This is a genomic window from Mangrovimicrobium sediminis (genome assembly GCF_004745945.1).
GTDB classification, from domain to species: domain Bacteria; phylum Pseudomonadota; class Gammaproteobacteria; order Pseudomonadales; family Halieaceae; genus Mangrovimicrobium; species Mangrovimicrobium sediminis.
The window spans coordinates 51,651-69,122 of the sequence record NZ_SRLE01000006.1; the positions used below are offsets into that span (position 1 = coordinate 51,651).

Annotated in this window: 15 protein-coding genes; 2 read left to right on the plus strand and 13 right to left on the minus strand. The window is 64.5% G+C overall.

The genetic code is table 11. The features are described 5' to 3' along the window. Positions 1-200: 200 nt before the first annotated feature. The 9 genes from E4634_RS07110 to E4634_RS07150 form a co-directional block, all read right to left on the minus strand. On the minus strand, positions 201-1,604 hold the full coding sequence (locus tag E4634_RS07110) for an MBL fold metallo-hydrolase RNA specificity domain-containing protein (protein ID WP_135442253.1): 1,404 nt from the start codon (positions 1,602-1,604) through the stop codon (positions 201-203). A 13-nt stretch (positions 1,605-1,617) separates the two neighbouring features. Beyond that, positions 1,618-2,115 carry a phosphate-starvation-inducible PsiE family protein gene (locus E4634_RS07115; RefSeq protein WP_135442255.1) on the minus strand — a complete coding sequence of 166 codons (498 nt, stop codon included), beginning with the start codon at positions 2,113-2,115 and terminating at the stop codon, positions 1,618-1,620. Positions 2,116-2,183: 68 nt separating this feature from the next. Beyond that, complete coding sequence (locus E4634_RS07120) at positions 2,184-2,588, minus strand: regulatory protein RecX (protein ID WP_240725113.1); 405 nt, start codon at positions 2,586-2,588, stop codon at positions 2,184-2,186. Between the two features lie 135 nt (positions 2,589-2,723). Then, positions 2,724-3,773 (minus strand): recombinase RecA, encoded by a 1,050-nt coding sequence (gene recA, locus E4634_RS07125; protein WP_135442259.1) that lies wholly within the window; start codon positions 3,771-3,773, stop codon positions 2,724-2,726. Positions 3,774-3,951: 178 nt separating this feature from the next. Then, positions 3,952-4,836 carry a 3-hydroxyisobutyrate dehydrogenase gene (gene mmsB, locus E4634_RS07130; protein WP_135442261.1) on the minus strand — a complete coding sequence of 295 codons (885 nt, stop codon included), beginning with the start codon at positions 4,834-4,836 and terminating at the stop codon, positions 3,952-3,954. Positions 4,837-4,931: 95 nt separating this feature from the next. Beyond that, positions 4,932-6,044, minus strand: coding sequence for an enoyl-CoA hydratase/isomerase family protein (locus E4634_RS07135; protein WP_167854807.1), 1,113 nt, complete (start codon positions 6,042-6,044; stop codon positions 4,932-4,934). Further along, positions 6,044-6,832: an enoyl-CoA hydratase gene (locus E4634_RS07140; RefSeq protein WP_135442265.1), complete on the minus strand. Its 789-nt coding sequence runs from the start codon at positions 6,830-6,832 to the stop codon at positions 6,044-6,046. The genes E4634_RS07135 and E4634_RS07140 overlap by 1 nt, the downstream gene beginning before the upstream one ends. Next, entirely contained in the window at positions 6,829-7,989 is a 1,161-nt protein-coding gene (locus E4634_RS07145; RefSeq protein WP_135442267.1) for an acyl-CoA dehydrogenase family protein, read from the minus strand. The genes E4634_RS07140 and E4634_RS07145 overlap by 4 nt, the downstream gene beginning before the upstream one ends. A 4-nt stretch (positions 7,990-7,993) precedes the next feature. Further along, positions 7,994-9,397: an aldehyde dehydrogenase family protein gene (locus E4634_RS07150; RefSeq protein WP_135442269.1), complete on the minus strand. Its 1,404-nt coding sequence runs from the start codon at positions 9,395-9,397 to the stop codon at positions 7,994-7,996. 102 nt (positions 9,398-9,499) lie between these two features. On the opposite strand from E4634_RS07150, the gene E4634_RS07155 reads away from it, so the two are divergent. Beyond that, the gene (locus tag E4634_RS07155) at positions 9,500-10,381 is read left to right on the plus strand and encodes an AraC family transcriptional regulator (protein ID WP_135442271.1); all 882 of its coding nucleotides are present in this window, start codon (positions 9,500-9,502) and stop codon (positions 10,379-10,381) included. Here E4634_RS07155 and E4634_RS07160 read toward each other — a convergent pair whose 3' ends face one another. From E4634_RS07160 to E4634_RS07175, 4 genes are all read right to left on the minus strand, one after another. Then, positions 10,382-11,998 carry a thioredoxin family protein gene (locus tag E4634_RS07160; RefSeq protein ID WP_167854808.1) on the minus strand — a complete coding sequence of 539 codons (1,617 nt, stop codon included), beginning with the start codon at positions 11,996-11,998 and terminating at the stop codon, positions 10,382-10,384. 66 nt (positions 11,999-12,064) lie between these two features. Then, positions 12,065-12,556 (minus strand): pilin, encoded by a 492-nt coding sequence (locus E4634_RS07165; RefSeq protein ID WP_135442276.1) that lies wholly within the window; start codon positions 12,554-12,556, stop codon positions 12,065-12,067. Positions 12,557-12,559: 3 nt separating this feature from the next. Continuing rightward, positions 12,560-13,063: a methyl-accepting chemotaxis protein gene (locus tag E4634_RS07170; protein ID WP_135442278.1), complete on the minus strand. Its 504-nt coding sequence runs from the start codon at positions 13,061-13,063 to the stop codon at positions 12,560-12,562. A gap of 123 nt (positions 13,064-13,186) precedes the next feature. Then, complete coding sequence (locus tag E4634_RS07175) at positions 13,187-14,782, minus strand: isocitrate lyase (RefSeq protein ID WP_135442280.1); 1,596 nt, start codon at positions 14,780-14,782, stop codon at positions 13,187-13,189. Positions 14,783-15,039: 257 nt separating this feature from the next. Here E4634_RS07175 and E4634_RS07180 point away from each other — a divergent pair, with 257 nt between their 5' ends. Continuing rightward, the gene (locus E4634_RS07180) at positions 15,040-17,451 is read left to right on the plus strand and encodes a CaiB/BaiF CoA transferase family protein (protein ID WP_135442282.1); all 2,412 of its coding nucleotides are present in this window, start codon (positions 15,040-15,042) and stop codon (positions 17,449-17,451) included. Positions 17,452-17,472 lie beyond the last annotated feature (21 nt).

The window sequence follows — 17,472 nt, forward strand, 5'->3', positions numbered from 1 at the left end:
CCTCTCGCAAGACAGACGTCGGCTGTCGGCACTCGGAAGTCGGAAGTCGGAAAGCATCCCCCGGTCACTCGAGCTGCGCAACCCGACGCCTTAAATCAGAAGTACCGAATCCCTGACGCCTGACTCTATGGATGGCGCCTGCTTCCCTGCCTGGCGACGCGTACTTGAGTTCCCGGACTCCCGAACCCGGGTTCCCGGCCTCAGAACTCCATGCGCTGCCCGCGGCGCGGGATATCCACATGTAGCTTGCGCTCCCGCCACAGGCGCTCGGCCAGCGCCTCCTGTGCTTCGAACTCGCCGTGCACCAGCATGACCTGTGGCACCGGCTGGAACTGGCTGATCCAGTCGACCAGCCCTGACTGGCCGGCGTGGGCAGACAACCCGCCCAGGGTCTCCACCCGAGCCTTGACCACGTAATCCTCGCCCCACAGTTTGATGTGCCGCGCACCGTCGACGATGATCCGGCCCAGCGTGCCGCGCGCCTGGTAGCCGGTGAAGATCAGCGTATTGCGCGCGTCCCAGATGCGCTGTTTCAGGTGATGGCGAATACGTCCGCCGGTGCACATGCCGGAGCCGGCGATGATGATGGCCCCGCCCTTGATGCGGTTGATGGCCATGGATTCCTCGACCTCCCGCGACATCTGCAGGGTCGGCAGGAAGCCTTCCAGCGAGGCGCGGTGGACGTCACTGAGCTTGCGCACCTCGTCGTGGTCCAGCAGCTTCAACCAGCGGTCGTAAACGCCGGTGACGGCGATCGCCATCGGGCTGTCGAGAAACACCTGCCAGTTGTCCAGTTCGCCCTGCTGGTGCAGCAGGCCCAACTGGAACAGGATGTCCTGGGTACGGCCCACGGCAAATGCGGGAATCATCACGCTGCCGCCCTGACGCCAGGTGTCGTGCAGGATGTCGCGCAACTCCTCCAGTGAATCCTCCTCGCAGCGGTGCTCGCGGTCGCCGTAGGTACTCTCCAGCAAGACAACGTCGGCCTTGTGCAGGGTCTGCGGCGGGTTCATCAGCACTGAATCGAGCTTGCCCAGGTCCCCGGAAAACACCAGGGTCTTGCTGTGCTCACCCTCGTTGAGGACGATCTCGATGATCGCGGAACCCAGAATATGCCCGGCATCGTGAAATACTACGACACCGCCCTCGCCCACCTCGATGCGCTCGCCGTAGGGAAAACCCTCGCACAGGCCGAGTACCGCCTCGACATCGGACTCGTCGTACACCGGATCGATCTCCGGCTGCCCGCGCCGCACATGACGCAGGTTCTCGCGCTCGAGGTCGCGCAGGTAAAGACCGACCGCGTCGTGCAACATGATGTCGAGCAGGGCCGCGGTGGCCCGGGTACACAGGAGGCGTCCGCGAAAGCCCTCCCGGTAGAGTCGCGCCAGCAGCCCGGAGTGGTCCAGATGGGCGTGGGACAGGAGCACCGCGTCGATGGTCGCGGGGTCGAAGGCAAACTCTTCCTCGTGAATTCGCTTTACCGCGTCACCGCCCTGGTGCATGCCGCAATCGAGCAACACACGACCGAGCGCCGGTGATTCCAGCAGGTGGCAGGAGCCGGTAACTTCACGCGCCGCGCCGAGAAACGTCAGTGATGCCATGGGCTGGTGACTCCTAATCAGATTTGAGTGTCGTGCTGGAGGCAAACGACTGGCTGGACTGGCTGATCAACCAGTAAGTGACACCCAGAGACAGCACGACAGCGGCGATGGCGAAAACGTAAATTGCCTGGACACTGGAGAGGTCGAGAACTATGACCTTTCGCGCAATCGCCATCAACGCAGTGGCGATAACCAGTTTGATCGGCAGGGTGCGGGTACCGAGATAGAGGCGGATATTGATAAATATCTCGATGGCAATCAGCACCACCATGAACGCGCCAAAGATGGCGAAAATATCGCTGACACCGAGCAGGCCCACCGGCGGCTGCATCAACCGCGACCACATGACGTACATGACGTCCGCCACACCAAACAGGATGACCAGCGCCATCAGGATTGACATCAATTTGACGCACAGGCGGATGACCCGGTGCAGGGAACGAATGAGCGGGTCGGGGTGCCGTTCGGAGAACTCCTCGTGGATGGTGCGCTCTTCGCTGGATTCACTCATGTTCTGCCCCTGGCATCCATGGACGCTGCGGAGACGAACTTACCGGTATATCCGGTACAGCGCAAGAATCACTCGAGCAGGTCGGCAAAGTGCTCGAAAGCGAAACCGCGATACTGCATGAAGCGCGCGCGGCGGGCTCGCTCACGCATGTCGACACAGGGGGAATCACCGAATTTGCGCTGCAGCGCCTGGGCGGCGAGATCAAACCAATCACACGGTTCGCCAGCGAAGGCGGCTTCCATCTGCTCGTCAGTCACACCGCGCTGGCGCAGTTCCTGGCGCACACGCAGGGGGCCGTGCCCTCGCGAGACCCGCTGACGCAGGAAGCTCTCGGCAAACCGCTGGTCGCTCTGCAAACCTTCATCGGCCAGCCGGTCTACCTGCGCCTCAACCAGGGCAGGATCGTGAAAACGTCGCTTCAGTTTGTCGCACAATTCGCGCCGGCTGTGTTCCCGGCGGGCGAGCAGGTCCATCGCCGCCGCACGCACCTGGGTGGCGGTGGGGACTGGAGCCGTGCTGGTGTCGCGCTCAGGCATGAATTAAAAAAGGCGTCGGGGCAGAGAGTGGGATAAGTGGGACCCCGACGCCTCGTGGAAACAACGGGGAACCTACTCCTGCTCCGCCTCGGCTGAGGCATCGGCAGCAGCCTCAGCATTCCTCGGCGGCGGTGTCACGTTGAGCAATTGGGCGCGAATCGCTCCCTCGATCTCGCTGGATACCGCAGGATTGTCCTCGAGGAACTTGGAGGCGTTGGCCTTGCCCTGGCCGATTTTGTCGCCCTTGTAGGAGTACCAGGCGCCGGACTTGTCGACGAGGTTGAGCTTCACGCCCCAGTCGATCACCTCGCCCATGTGGTAGATACCCTTGCCGTACATGATCTGGAACTCGGCCTGCTTGAAGGGCGGCGATACCTTGTTCTTGACCACCTTGACGCGGGTCTCGTTGCCGACCACCTCGTCGCCGTCCTTGACCGCACCGATACGGCGGATATCCAGGCGCACGGAGGAGTAGAACTTGAGCGCGTTACCGCCGGTCGTGGTTTCCGGCGAGCCGAACATGACACCGATCTTCATGCGGATCTGGTTGATGAAGATCACCAGGCAGTTGGTCTGCTTGATGCTGCCGGTCAGCTTGCGCATCGCCTGGCTGAGCAGGCGCGCCTGCAGGCCGACATGGGAATCGCCCATCTCGCCCTCGATTTCCGCCTTCGGGGTCAGCGCGGCGACGGAGTCGACGACCAGCACATCCACCGCGCCGGAGCGCACCAGCATCTCCGTGACTTCCAGGGCCTGCTCGCCGGTGTCCGGCTGGGAGACGATCAGGTCGTCCATCTTCACGCCCAGTTTTTCGGCGTAGCTGGGGTCCAGTGCGTGCTCCGCATCAATGAAGGCAGCGGTGCCGCCGAGCTTCTGCGCCTCGGCGATCACCTGCAGGGTCAGGGTGGTCTTGCCGGAGGATTCCGGGCCGTAGATTTCGCAGATCCGGCCGCGCGGCAGGCCGCCGATGCCGAGGGCGATGTCCAGGCCCAGGGAGCCGGTGGAAATGGCGGGAATCGCTTCGGGCTCCTTGTCGCCCATGCGCATGACAGTGCCCTTGCCGAACTGGCGCTCGATCTGCGCGAGTGCCGCTTCCAGTGCCTTTTCCTTATTTGCGTCCATGTGTCGCTCCCCTGCTGGTGTCTGAGAATCAATGGCTATACAGTAAAACTACTGTATATATACTCAGTGCTTTGAAAGGGAATTGCAAGCCCGCCGGGGCATTAATTTCGGGCGGGGAAAAAGACGTGCCTGAATAGGCTACAGGTGAGAAACCGGGGCGCGAGCGCGCCCCGCGGGATCAGTCCTGGTAGCGTTCCAGCACCGAGGAGAAGTCGCGCTGGCCGTTGCCCTCGCCCTGGTGCTTCTCGTAAATGGCGCGGGCCAGCTTGCCCATCTGGTTGTCGACACCGCTGGCATCGGCGATGCCGCCGGCCAGGCCCAGGTCCTTGGCCATCAGGTCGACCATGAAGCCCGGCTGGTAGCCTTTGCTCGCCGGGGCATTCTCCATCACGCCGGGGTACGGGTTGTAGACCTCCAGCGACCAGTTGCGGCCGGAGCTGGCGAGCATGATCTCGGACAGCACTTTCGGGTCCAGGCCATTGCGCGCGCCCATCTCCAGCGCCTCGCAGGTGCCGATCATGTGGATGGCCAGCAGCATGTTGTTGCAGCCCTTGGCCACCTGGCCGGCGCCGGCGGGACCGGCGTGGAAGATGTTCTTGCCCATGCCGGCGAGGATGATTTTCGCTTTCTCGAAGGTCTCGGCGCTGCCCCCGCACATGAAGGCCAGGGTGCCGGCCGCGGCCGCGGCCACACCGCCGGAGACCGGCGAATCCATGAAGCCGATGCCCATCGCTGCGGCGGCCTCGCCCACTTCGCGGGCGGTGGCGGCGTCGATGGTGCTGCAGTCGAGCACGGTAGTGCTGGCATCCAGTTTCGCCAGCAGGCCGTCGTCGCCGAGGTAGGTGCCGGCCACATGCTTGCCCGCCGGCAGCATGGAAATCACATAGTCCTTGCCGGCGATGGCCTCGGCGGCAGAGGCGGCGACGTCGGCGCCCGCCTCACGCAGCTGTTCGCAGGCGGCGGGGGCGAGGTCGAAAACAGTAACGGCGTGGCCGGCCTTGACCAGGTTGGTGGCCATCGGCCCACCCATGTTGCCCAGACCGATAAATGCGACGTTGGCCATGCTCTGCTCCTGATGTGTCTTATGTGCCCAAAAATTCTGTGAACCCGCACAGCGGGTTGGTCGTGTACATCACCGCACCCTCGCGGGCGCGGCGATCAGCCCAGGTCCGCCAGCGGGTTGGCCGGCCAGGGCGCGGTAAAGAAGGTGTCGAGGAGATCCTCGGGGACCTCGCGCGAGGCGCTGTATTGCCAGGCCGGGTTGCGGTCCTTGTCGATCAGCAGCGCGCGCACGCCCTCGGCGAATTCCGGGTGGCGCACGATATTGGTAGCCAGCTGCAACTCGGCGCGGAACACGTCCGCCAGCCCGGCGTGGCGGGTCTCCCACAGCTGCCGGTGAATCCACAGGGCGGCCAGCTTGGAACCGTGGGCCAGGCTGTCGCGGGCCTTGGATAGCCACGGGTCGTCGGTGTCCTGCGCGGTGATCTGGTCGATGATCGCGTGGATGTCGTCGCCGTCCAGCAACTGGGCGATGGTCGCCGCGTGCGGCTCCACCTGCCCCGCCGGTGAGGCGGAGAGGCTCTGCCCGGCGAAGCCGCGCAGCACGTGCCGCACCCGGGCGTGGTTGCCCTCGGTGCTGGCGCTCCAGGCCTGGCGCTGCAGGCCGGCCAGTACCGCGTCCTTGTGCTCGCTGAGGATGAAGCGGTCGGCGATGCCGATGTAGATGGCGTCCGCGGCGTTGATCGAGGCGCCGGTCAGGGCCAGGAACTCGCCGGTCTTGCCCGGCGAGTGATTGAGAAACCAGCTGCCGCCCACGTCCGGGAACAGCGCGATGGTCACCTCGGGCATGGCGATGCGTGTGCGCTCGGTCACCACCCGGTGCGAGCAGCCGGCCATCACGCCCAGGCCACCGCCCATGACGATGCCGTGGCCCCAGCACACCAGCGGCTTGGCGTAGGTGTGCAGGGTGTAGTTCATGCGGTATTCGCGGGCGAAAAACGCCTCGGCGTACTCGCAGGGGCCGCCGGGTTGCTCGACGGCGGACTTGTACAGGGCCTGCACGTCGCCGCCGGCGCAGAAGGCTTTCTCGCCGGCGCCTTCGATAAACACCGCGGCGATGCTGTCATCTTGCGCCCAGGCGTCCAGCTGCGCCTGCAGCAGGTCGACCATCTCCAGGGTCAGGGAATTGAGCGTACCTTCGACATTGAGGGTAATGCGCCCCAGCTTGCCCTCGGCGCAGTCGAGCTCCGCAAACAGGACCGGTGCGCTCATCAGGCGTTCTTCCAGTCGGGCTTGCGCTTCTCCAGGAAGGCGTTGACGCCCTCGCGCTGGTCCTCGGTGGAGAACAGCTCGACGAACTCGGTGCGCTCCTCCTCGAGGCCACGTGCCAGGGCGATGTCGCGGCTGCTGTGGATGAGGCGTTTGCAGGCGGAGACCGCCAGCGGGCTCTGCTCGCCGACCTGTTCGGCCAGCGCCATCGCCGTTTCCAGCGCCTTGCCGGTGGGCACGACTTCCTCGACGATACCGATCTCCAGGGCCTTGGCCGCCTTGACCCGCTCACCGCACAGGATCATGCGCTTGGCCCAGCCTTCGCCGGCCAACCAAGCCAGGCGCTGGGTACCGCCGGCGCAGGGCAGCAGGCCGACCTTGGCCTCGGGCAGCGCCAGCGCGGCCTGCTCCTCGGCGATGCGGATGTCACAGGCCAGCGCCACTTCCAGGCCACCGCCCATGGCGAAGCCGTTGATCGCGGCGATGGACACGCCGCGGAAATCCGACAGGGTCTCGAAAGCCTCGCCGAACAGCACCGCCATCTTCTTGGCGCCGGCGGGGTCGCCATCGGCGAACAGCTTGAGGTCGGCACCCGCGGAGAAGAACTTCTCACCGGCACCGGTCAACACCAGTGCGTAGACGTTCTTCTCGGCATTGAGCTTTTCCACCAGGTCCTTGAGGGCCGGCAGGCTCTCGGTGTCCCAGGTGTTCGCGGCGGGGTTATCGATAGTGACCTTTGCAACGTGGCCGACAATCTCCACTTTCAGTTTGTCTGAAATGCTCAGGCTCATTTGATGACCTCCAGGGCGCCTTCCATCAGCAGGCGGCGCGCGACGATGACTTTCATGATTTCGTTGGTCCCCTCGAGGATCTGGTGCACGCGCGTATCGCGCACGTGCCGCTCCATGGGGTATTCCTTGATGTAACCGTAGCCGCCGAACAGCTGCAGGGCCTCGTTGCAGATCTTGAAGCCGATATCGGTGGCGAAACGCTTGGCCATGGCGCAGTAGGTCGTCGCCTGGCTGTCGCGGGTGTCGAGCTTGAACGCGGCCAGGCGCACCATCTGCCGCGCGGCGACCAACTCAGTGAGCATGTCGGCGAGGCGGAACTGGGTGGCCTGGAAATCGGCGATGGCGACGTCGAACTGCTTGCGGTCCTGCACGTAGGCCACGGCTTCTTCCAGCGCTTGCTGGGCGGTGCCGATGGAGCAGGTGGCGATGTTGATGCGTCCGCCGTCCAGCCCTTCCATGGCGATGGCGAAACCCTGCCCCTCCTCGCCGAGGCGGTTGGCCACCGGCACGCGCACGTTGTCGAAACTGATCATGCGCGTGGGCTGGCACTTCCAGCCCATCTTCTCCTCGTTCTTGCCGTAGGAGACACCTTCAGCGTCCGCCGGAATGAGCAGCGCGGTGATGCCCTTGGGACCGGCGGCGCCGGTGCGCAGCATCACCACCAGGGCATCGGTCTCGCCGGCGCCGGAGATGAACACCTTGGAACCGTTTACGATGTAGTCGTCACCGTCGCGGACCGCGCTGGTACGCAGAGAACCGGCGTCGGAACCGGCGCCGGGTTCGGTGAGGCAGTAGGAGGCGAGCTTCACCCCCATGGTGAGGTCGTAGCACCACTCTTCAATCAACGCCTCGGAGCCGTACTTGCCCACCATGCTGGTGGCCATGTTGTGAATGGTGAGAAAGGCCGTGGTCGAGGTACAGCCCTTGGCCAGCTCCTCGACGATCAGGCTGGCGTCCAGGCGCGTCATGCCGAGGCCGCCGGCGGCCTCGGGCGTGTACATGCCCATGAAGCCGAGTTCGCCGGCCTGCTTCAGTTCGGCGACAGGAAAGTGGGACGTGGCGTCCCACTCGGCCGCGCCCGGGGCGAGTACGCCCTGGGAGAAAGCCCGTGCGCTGTCGACGAAGGCCTGCTGGTCTTCGTTAAGCGAAAAGTCCATGGGTTCAGTCGAACTTGGCCATCACCGAACCGAACAGTTCCTCGTCACTGGGGATGACCTTGGTCTGCGCCAGCGGCTTGGACACCCAGGTCTCGTTGATCAGGTCGCGCCAGGTGATGTTGTGGTTCACCGAGTTGCCGCCCCATGAGCCACAGCCCAGGGAGAAGGTCTGGCGCATGCCGTTCCACACGTTGCCGCTGTTGGAGGGCGCCTGCGGCTGGTTGACCATCACCCGCGAGGTGCGCGTGCTCAGGGCCAGCTTCATGATGTTGTCGTCGTTGTAGGAGTAGATGCCGCAGCTGTGACCCTGACCCTGGTAGGCCTGGATCTTGTTGGTCATCTCGATCGCCTCGTCGATGTCCTTGACCTTGTACAGGGCCATGGTTACCGAGAGCTTCTCGCCGGAAAACGGGTAGTCCGGGCCGGTGCCGGTCTCGGGCACGATCAGGAAAGTCTTGCCTTCGGGCAGGCTGAAGCCCGCCTGGCCGGCGATCATGGTGGCGTGCTGGGCGACGACCTTGGCGTTCAGGTGGCCGTCTTCCCACAGCACCGCCTGCAGCTTGGCCTTCTCCTCGCCCTCGACGATGTAGCCGCCCTCGTGCAGGAGTTTCTCGACGAACGCGTCGTAGACGGATTCGAACACCAGCACCGAGTTGTCGGAGGAACAGGACGCGGCGAGGTCCAGGGTCTTGGAAATACGGATTTTCTCGGCGGCCTCGTCGAGGTCGGCGGTGTCGTCGACGGTGATCACCGCGTTGCCGACGCCCACGCCCAGTGCCGGGGTACCGGAGGAGTAGGCCGCGGTGACCATGGCCTCACCGCCGGTGGCGAGTACGCGGTCGCACTGGCGCATCAGTTCGTTGGTCTTCTCGATGGAGGGCACGTCGATGCTCTGCACCAGGTCTGCCGGGGCGCCGCAGCGCTCGAGCGCGTCGCGCATGTAGTCGCAGATTTTCTTGTTGGTCAGCTTGGCGCGCGGGTGCGGCGCCACGATGATCGCGTTGCGGCCCTTCACAGCGGAGATCGCCTTGATGACCGGGGTCGCCTCCGGGTTGGTGGAGGGAGACAGCGCGCCAACCACGCCCACGGGCTTGGCGATCTTGACGATATTGCGCTCGGGCAGTTCCTCGATCACGCCCACGGACTTGTCGTCGATGATGTCGAGCAAGGTGGCGCGGGTCTTGCGGTGAATCTTGAGGAACTTGCCGTCGTAGTTGCCCAACTGGGTCTCTTCCACGGTGAAGCGGGCGATCTCCTCGGCGCGGTCCTCGCGCGCAACGGCGTACACCATGGCGGTGATCAGTTCATCGACCTGCTCCTGGGTGTAATTCGCAATCTGCTCCTGTGCGGCGCGGGCGCGCGCCATCATCTGGGCGATTTCCTGCTGCGGGCTCATTTCTTCGGACATGATCTTTCCTCTGCGGGTTTTATCAGATGGGCGGGGATTCTAGCACGCCACCCCCGGCGAAGCATTGACGAAATTGGGTTTTTTATGGACTATATTGCGGTCATGAGCACCCCATCAAACTGGCCCCTGCCGACCGCCGGCATCCGTTTCCTGACCCCCGCGTTCATGGTGGAAAAGCTCGCCCGTCACCCGCTGACCAAGGACTGCTACCCGACAGCCATGGGTTTCTACCCCCAGGCGGAGGGCCACCAGATGCAGCGCGAGCGCCACGACGACAACCTGCTGATGTACTGCACCGCCGGTCGCGCGCGCATGACCGCCGGCGACTGGCAGGGCGATATTGCGCCGGGCAAGGTCGTCCTGCTGCCGCAGGGGCTGGCCCACGATTACCGCGCCGACCCGGCCGACCCCTGGAGCGTGTTCTGGGTGCACTTCCAGGGCGCCAGCACCCGCGTCTTCCTGCAGTACCTCGGCTATCGCGACGGCAACCCGCTGGCCAGCGCCGGTGTATCGCCGCGGCTGATCGGCGCTTTCCAGAGCCTGATGGAGGTGCGCCGCACCGGCTATTCCAGTCGCGCCTTCATCAACGCCAGCAACCAGCTGCGCCACCTGCTGACGCAGATTTCGCTGGAAATCAGCGCCCAGCAAGGCAGTACACAGGGGGGCCTGCCACTGGAACAGGTGCAGGCCTATATGCTGGAGAATATCGATGGTTCGGTGAGCCTGGATGAACTGGCCGCGGTGGCAAACATGTCCAAGTACCACTTTTCCACGCGCTACCGGCAGCTGACCGGCTATTCGCCGATCAAGCATTTCCTGCATATGAAGATGGAACAGGCCTGCCAGTTGCTGGACGCCAGCGAACTTGGTGTCGGCGAGATTGCCCGCGAGTTGGGCTACGAGGACCCGCTGTATTTTTCGCGCCTGTTCAGCAAGACCATCGGCAGCTCGCCGCGCGGCTACCGGGCCTCGCAGCGCAAGTAATCAGGTGTCGGCGGTGTCGGCTTCGGCCACCAGGAAAGTATCGCAGACCTCCGGTCGTTCCGACTGCAGCGCGCAGACTGCCTCCATGCCCGAGCGCAGGGTAGCCAGCACCGCCTGCCGCTGGTCGAACACCCCGGCTTCGAGCGCTTCCGCCGCCGCCCAGTCCAGCAGCGCACGGCTGACCCGCTGCATGCGCAGGGCACTGCGGTGATGCAGGCCGTCGGTCTGCTCGGCGAGTTCCGCCAGCACCGCGCGGCCGGTGTCGCGTATCCCCCCTGCGTCCTCAGGGCTGAGGTCGATCTGCGCCAGCAGGTAGCTGCTGCCCCACTGCACGCGAGTGGCGGGCCCGCTGGCGGCATCCCAGGCGCGCCGGTACCAGTCCAGCGCGTCGCGGGTATTGCCCGCCTTGCGCTCCAGTGACGCCATCCCGGACATGAAGTAATAGGGCTGCTTGGACACCTCGATACCTTCGGTGAGCGCATCACGCGCCTCATCGTCCAGGCCTATCTTGTGGTAGAGCTGCCAGATCGTGTTCAGCGCCGCATGCCGCTCGTAGGTGTCGAGACCTTCGCGCGCCTGTGCGATCTGCCCGCTAACCCATGCGAGGTCGGCATCCCCGAGGCTTGCGCCCTCCGGCAGGGCCGCCAACTGCGCGTCCGTCCAGCCGTACAGCGCATCCAGGCGGGTGAGCACGCCGACCGACGCGTCGGCCACCACGGCCGCCAACGGCACCAGCAGTTCATCGCGCAGCGTCTGTGCGCCGCCCGAGGGCGCCAGCGTGGTGATAATGTCGCCGCTGTAGTACATGAAGGTGTCCAGGTTGCTGCGGCTCAGTTCGGGTGACGCAAGCACACGGTCGAGCTGCTCCCGGTACTGCGAGGCGAGTCCGGTATCGCGCTCTTCATTGCCCAGCCAGCTCTCCAGGGCGAGCATTTGCAGGTGGCTTTTCTCATCGGCGAGGTTCTCGGGGCAGGCCGCCGCCAGCACCGGGGCCACCTGCGCCAGGGTCTGCTCGCCCAGGGCTTTGCCACTGTCCTGGCCCCAGGAGTAGTAGGCCAGCAGGCGCCAGTCTGCGGCGTCCAGGGACTCGCCGGCCTGCACCGATTCCACCAGCAAGCCGACCGGGCGCAGCGTGTTGAGGGCCACGTCGAGTACACCCACGTAGCGCTCCAGGTCCATACCCCCCGGAATACGGGTAATTTCTGTGCCGTCGGGACGGAAAATAATCACCGTGGGATAGCCGTAGACAGAGAATTTCTCGCCGTATTTCTGCGCCTGCTCGGTGTCGCCATCGAGGTACACCGGCACAAAGAGCTGCGTCTGTTGAATGAATTCGGGGCGGCGAAAAATAGTGGCCTTGAGCTGCTGGCAGGGCGGACACCACTGCGCACCCCAGTACAGAAATACCGGCTTTCCCGTCTCCAGGGCATGCTCGAACGCCTGCGGCACGGAACCGGCGAACCAGGCGATTTTGTCGGCAGCATGCGCGGTCGACGCAGCCTCAGCTTCCGGTGCGCTCTCCGCCGGTTTGTTGTCTGCGGAACAGGCGCAGAGCAATAAGGCCAGAAAACACAGGGCAAATCGGCGACAGGACATCACCAGGTCTCGAGCCGGCATCGGGCGTCTCCACGGGTACCACCAAAACCACATCTTCGCGGCAAGACAAGCCGGATGCAAGAACGCTCAGCCCGACCGGCAATTGGTCGGCAAATATCGGGACTCCAGGCCCGTGGCTCCAGGGACTGCCTGACACCGCCAGATCAATTCGTTAGAGCTATTGGTACTGGGTACCAGCTGCAATTGCTTGCGATCGATGGAGGAATTGGGCACCGAGAGCGTAACCGTGATACTGCCCGGCACCGGCGTGGAACTCACCGCAAGCCGCGCGATGTGATCGTAGACACCGTAGCCGTTGGGGTCCAACAGGCCGGCCTGGTCATTGGTACCGGGCATTGAACGGTTACTGTAATAGTACTCAGACACCGAGGTCTTGGCCTCGGCCATGAAAATTACCGCTTCGGAGACCTTGGAGCGCGTGGTGTATTCCACGTAGGTCGGTAACGCCATCACCAACAGGATACTGACGATGGCGATACTCATCATCAATTCAATAAGAGTAAAGCCTGCCTCGCTCTCTACCTGCCGCCGCGCGCTGCCCGCCGCACTGTTCCGCATGGCTCAGCCCTCCCCTGACGTACGCAGACCGTCAAGCAGAGACAGCAGCTCCTCCAGGCGCGCGGCTGTATCGACCCCGGTTTGCTGGGCAACACGCAGCTCACGCGCAGCCACCTGCACTGCGCGGACCCGCGAATCCAGCGCGTCAAGGCTCTGGTTAATGCGCTGCGCTTCGGCGTGGAACATGTCGGTGTCGCGCAGGTGGATACGCTTGCTGAGTTCGCCCTCGCCGACGCACTCGAGCTCGCGGGTGATGACGTACATGGGCCCGGCAATGCGATGGCTGGCGCGGATACTGGTGAACCAGACCCCGAGCACCAGGGCCAGTTCGACCAGTCCGACAATCAGGAAATCGTAGCCCTGTACCAACAGCGCGTCGCGACCCGCAAACAGCATGCCGTAAAGAATGAACGCGTTGCACAACAGGACAGTGAGGGTAACAAGCGTGACCGCGTAACGGTGCTGGAACGGCTTGTTGATGAGGTAATTGCGCCTGCGGTTTTCCATACCCGCTTTCCCCGATAATTATTGTGTGCATAGCCTATGCCATGCGGCGGCACCGTGACAAGCAGCCTGACGCGCAATAAAAAAGGCGGGCCGGGCCCGCCTTTGGATACTACCGGATTCGGTTTAACCGAACTGGTTCATCGTGTTGTCCTTGCCCGCCGCCTTGAGCGCGGCTTCACCGGCAAAGTACTCCTTGTGGTCGTCGCCCATGTCCGAACCGGCCATATTTTGGTGCTTGACGCAGGCGATACCCTGGCGGATTTCCTTGCGCTGGACGCCGGCGACGTAGCCGAGCATACCCTCGTCACCGAAGTACTCCTTGGCCAGGTTGTCGGTGGACAGCGCGGCGGTGTGGTAGGTCGGCAGCGTGATGAGGTGGTGGAAGATACCCGCCTCGCGCGCACCGTCCGCCTGGAAGCTGCGGATGCGGTTGTCGGCTTCCACCGCCAGCTCGCTGGCATCGTACTCGGCGCTCATCAGGTTGGCGCGGTCGTAGGCAGCGAGGTCGCGGCCCTCTTCGCTCCAGGCATCGAACACCTGCTGGCGGAAGTTCAGCGTCCAGTTGAAAGACGGGCTGTTGTTGTACACCAGCTTGGCGTTGGGCACGACGTCGCGGATGCGGTTGACCATCGCGGCGATCTGGCCGACGTGGGGCTTCTCGGTCTCGATCCACAGCAGGTCGGCGCCGTTCTGCAGCGAGGTGATGCAGTCGAGCACCACGCGGTCTTCACCGCTGCCCTTGCGGAACTGGAACAGGTTGGAGGGCAGGCGCTTGGGACGCAGCAGCTTGCCGTCGCGGTTGAGCACGACGTCGCCATTGTTCATGCCGGCGAGGTCAACCTCTTCGCAGTCGAGGAAGCTGTTGTACTGGTCGCCGAGGTCACCCGGCTCGTGGGTCACGGCAATCTGCTTGGTCAGGCCGGCGCCCAGGGAGTCGGTGCGGGCGACGATGACGCCGTCCTCGACACCCAGCTCCAGGAACGCGTAGCGCACTGCGCGGATCTTGGCCAGGAAGTCCTCGTGGGGCACGGTCACCTTGCCGTCCTGGTGGCCGCACTGCTTCTCGTCGGACACCTGGTTCTCGAGCTGGATACAGCAGGCACCCGCCTCGATCATTTTCTTGGACAGCAGGTAGGTGGCTTCCGCGTTGCCGAAACCGGCGTCGATGTCGGCGATGATCGGCACGATGTGGGTCTGGAAGTTGTCGATCTTGTTCTGCACGGCGCGCTCGGCGACCTGGTCACCGGCCTCACGGGCAGCGTCCAGCTCACGGAACAGGCCACCCAGCTCGCGGGCGTCCGCCTGGCGCAGGAAGGTGTACAGCTCTTCGATCAGGCCGGGCACGGCGGTTTTCTCGTGCATGGACTGGTCGGGCAGCGGGCCGAACTCGGAACGCAGCGCGGCGATCATCCAGCCGGACAGGTACAGGTACTTCTTGTCGGTGGTGCCGAAGTGCTTCTTGATGGAAATCATCTTCTGCTGGCCGATAAAGCCGTGCCAGCAACCCAGGGACTGGGTGTACTTCGCCGGGTCCGCATCGTACTCGGCCATGTCGCGGCGCATGATGGACGCGGTGTAGCGAGCGATGTCCAGACCGGTGCGGAAGCGGTTCTGGGCGCGCATGCGGGCGGCTGACTCGGGGTTGATGGCATCCCACGCGCTGCCCTGCGTTTCGCGCAGGCGGGCGATGTCGGCGATATCATTTTGGTAGAGGGACATGGTCGTACTCCCTGGGGTTCCGGTTGAGGCAAGTTCGGGCCGGATAAGGTTCCGGCTTGTTGATGGGGGAATAGTAAGTCCCGGGGCGACATAAATGAAATAAATGGCAAGTATTTTTGCAATTCACCATGTGAATTTAGATACAGGCGGGCTTTTCTCCGCCGCGGGGGGTCGTTACCCTTGGGCTTCCTCGCGCAGCAGACGCACGCGGTGGGCAGAACATAACCAAAACACCTGCCAAGAAGGACTCGAAAACTATGAGCGCACTTCGCAATGTGCGAATCCTGGACCTCAGCGAACGCCCCGCCGGCGAGTACTGCGCCCGACTCCTGGCAGATTTCGGCGCAAGCGTAATGAAGGTCGAGCGCCCCGGCGGCAGCCCCACTCGCGACATGGCCCCGCGACTCGGTGAACACGACACCAGCGCCCTGTTCGCGTATCTCAATGCCGGCAAACACTCGATCGAACTGGACCTGGACAGCGCAAGCGGGCGCGATGAACTCCACGCACTGCTGGCCAACGCCGATATCCTGGTCGACGACCACGACCGCGACTGGCTGGTCGACCAGGGGCTTTGCGCCGACGACCTTGCCGCTCGCCACCCCAACCTGGTGGCCTGTTCAATCACGCCCTACGGACTGGACTGCCCCGCCGAATGGCTGCCCGCGGACAGCCTCAATGTCTTCCACCGCAGCGGCTGGGGCTACCACACGCCAGGCACCGCAAAACCCGGGCAAGCGCCCCTGCCCGCCGCCGGGCGCTTTCTGTGCGACTACGAAGCGGCGCTGGACGCGGCGCTGTGCATCGTCGCGGCCTGGGTTTCGCGCCTGGACTCCGGTGACGGGGAGTTTATCGATGTTGCGGAGCACGCCGTCATGGTCTCCCGCGCCGATACGGTACTCGGGCGTAACCTGGCCGGTGAGGAACCCGCCAGCGATGCGCGCAGCGCCTTCGAGATGGGCGGCCCGGCGGCATCGTTCCGCTGCCGCGATGGCTTCCTGTTCCTGTTCATGACCACGGCACAGCACTGGCGGGCGCTGGCGAGCCTGATGGACGATCCGCACTGGATGCGCGAGTTTCCCGAGGACTGGCTGGAATACGGCATCACCGACGCGCGGGTGGAGACCTTTCGCCGGCACTTCGCGACCTGGGTGGCTGAGCGCGACAAGGAAACGGTCTACCTGGCGGGACAGAAACTGGGTATTCCCTTCGCGCCGCTGTACCACGCCAGTGACGTTTATGCCTCGGCACAGCTTGCTCACCGCGGCTATTTCCAGGCACTCGACGACCCGCAACTGGGCCGTGCGCGCTATCCGACGCAGCCAGCACGATTCAGCGCTACACCGGCACACCTGCGCGCGCCCGCCCCGGAACTGGCGGCGCATGCCGGCATCGCTGCAGTCTGGAAACAGACGCCGCCGGAGCAGGTTCCGCATGACTCCCGCGAGAAAGTTGCCAGCAAGCCCGGGCCGAATCGTGGCGGCCCCCTGAGCGGCGTACGCGTACTGGAGCTGACCAAGGTCTGGGCTGGACCCTATACGGGCAAGCTGCTGGCGCTACTGGGCGCCGACGTCATCAAGGTGGAGAGCGAGAGCAAGCTCGACGAGATGCGCGCCTACGGCGGCACGGACATCAACAACGCGCCCTACTTCCTGTGCCTCAACCCCGAGGTGCGCAGCGTACAGGTCAACATGAAAACCCCCGAGGGCCTGGAGCAGCTTCGCGCCCTGGTGGCGCAGAGCGACATCGTACTGGACAACCTGCGCCCGGGCGTCATGGCGGGCATGGGACTCGACTTTGCGGGCCTGAGCCAGACCCGGCCGGACATTGTCGCCGTGTCGATCAAGATGTTCGGTAACGACGGGCCCCTGGGTCTGCAGACCGGGTTCGCCCCGTCCTTCGCGGCCCTCGGCGGCCTGTCACTCCAGGTCGGCTACGAAGGGGAGCCCCCCACCGGCATGAACATGCGCTACGGGGACTCCACGGTCGGTGCGTGGGCCGCGTTCGCCGCGGTAGTGGGCCTGGCGCACGCGCGGCGCAGCGGTGAGGGGCAATTCGTCGATGTCTCGGCGGTCGAGTGCCTGGCCACGATGATCGGCGACAACCTGCTGGCCTACGACCTCACTGGTGATTTCGCGGTTTCCGCCGGCAATCGCCACCCGCAGATGGCGCCCTACGGCTGCTACCCCTGCCGTGAGTCGCAGTGGCTTAGTCTCGCGGTTTCCGACGACGCGTCCTTTGCCGCGCTGTGCGGCGTTCTCGGTGCGCAGGACCTGGCGCAGGATGCGAGATTCGCCACGCTGCCGGATCGACAGCAGCACCGCGCCGAACTGGACCAGGCCATCGCCAGCTGCACCAGCACGCAAGACGCAGAGACCCTCGCCGGAGATTTACGCCGCGCCGGCGTACCCGCCGCTCGCAGTCTCAGCACGCGCGATATGGTGCAGGACGACTGGCTGTGGCAGCGCGGCACCTACCTGCCCGTCCAGCACGCCGATGGCCGACAGAGACCGGTGATCGCCGCCCCCTGGCAACTCGCGCGCAACCCCGCTCGCAACTCGCACGGGGCACCCGACCTCGGCCAGCACACGGCTGAAGTATTCAGCGAATTGCTGGGAATGTCCCGGGAAACACTGGCCGAACTCGAACAGGCCGGCGTCCTGCGTTGAGCGGGCGGCGCCCATTGAGCG